This is a genomic window from Mycolicibacterium neoaurum ATCC 25795, assembly GCF_000691525.1.
Classification (GTDB): Bacteria; Actinomycetota; Actinomycetes; order Mycobacteriales; family Mycobacteriaceae; genus Mycobacterium; species Mycobacterium neoaurum.
In genome coordinates this window covers 1-1052 of sequence record NZ_JMDW01000037.1, presented here as the reverse complement: position 1 = coordinate 1052, position 1052 = coordinate 1, and the positions used below count along the sequence as shown (strand labels likewise).

General features: G+C 70.7%; 1 protein-coding gene. It reads right to left on the bottom strand.

Annotated features, from left to right (window positions below; translation table 11 throughout):
- Positions 1-1052, bottom strand: a 1052-nt coding sequence (locus IC40_RS0126310) for an HNH endonuclease (RefSeq protein WP_036470888.1), incomplete at both ends; no start/stop codon positions are given.

The window sequence follows — 1052 nt, the reverse complement described above, 5'->3', positions numbered from 1 at the left end:
AGGCTGGTCTCGCCGCCCTGGCTCCAGGGTTGGATGTGGTGGGCGTCGCACCACGACACCGGCCGCCCGCACCCCGGATGGGCACACCCACCATCGCGGACGGCCAACGCTTTACGGATCGCCGGGGTGAACAGTCTTTCGGCACGCCCGACATCCAGCGGCACACCGGAATGGTCGACGATTACCGACGTCAACGTGCTGTCACACGCGATCCGGTCCGCGGTCGCCGCGGAGACCGGTCCACCGAACCCGAGGCGGTCCACCGCCTCGTCCCCGCCCGCTGCCGCGACGCCCGGCCGGATGAGGGTGACGTGGGGCAGCACCCCACCAGACATCGGACGCGCCGACTGCGACAGATAGGTGCGCAGTACCTGCCCGATCGCCTCGGCCCGCCGGACGCTGATTGATCGTGGGTCCGGCGACCCATCGGGGAGCGGGACCGGTCGGCACAACGGATCCAACGCCGCACACAGCTCTTCCCCGGTCGTCACGTCCAGGTCGAGGGTGGCCTCGAACCGGCCCTCGCCGTTCTGCACCACGGTCATCTCATTCAACGTGGTGTCCTCGGCGACCGGCACCACACGCTGCTCGACCGGTAGCGCCGCGATCCGGTCGAGGGCGATCGCGCGGGCCTTCGCGGCCACCTCAGCCGGGGTGGTCTGCACCATCAGTTTGGTCACCACCGCCGCCCGATCGTCAACGGACAACGCCACCCGCGATTCGATATGCGTGACGCCTTTGCCGACGGCGTCGGCGAACTCGATACCGATCCCACCCACCCGCTGCGCGGTCGTCAGCGCCGGCAACCCAGGTGCCCTCCGGCCCACCCGCACCGCCCGCGCCGCCGCACCCGGAGCCATACCCACCAGGCGCAGCAGATCGGTGCCCGTGCGTAGGTGCCGCCGACCCGGCACACCGATCCGCTCGGCCGCGGCCACCGCCGAGGCGATCACGACATCCAGCAGGTTGCGGGCCGACACCGCCGCGACCAACACACCCAACAGGACCTCGTCATCGACCACCGGGCGCGGACAATCCACCAACCGCCCCAG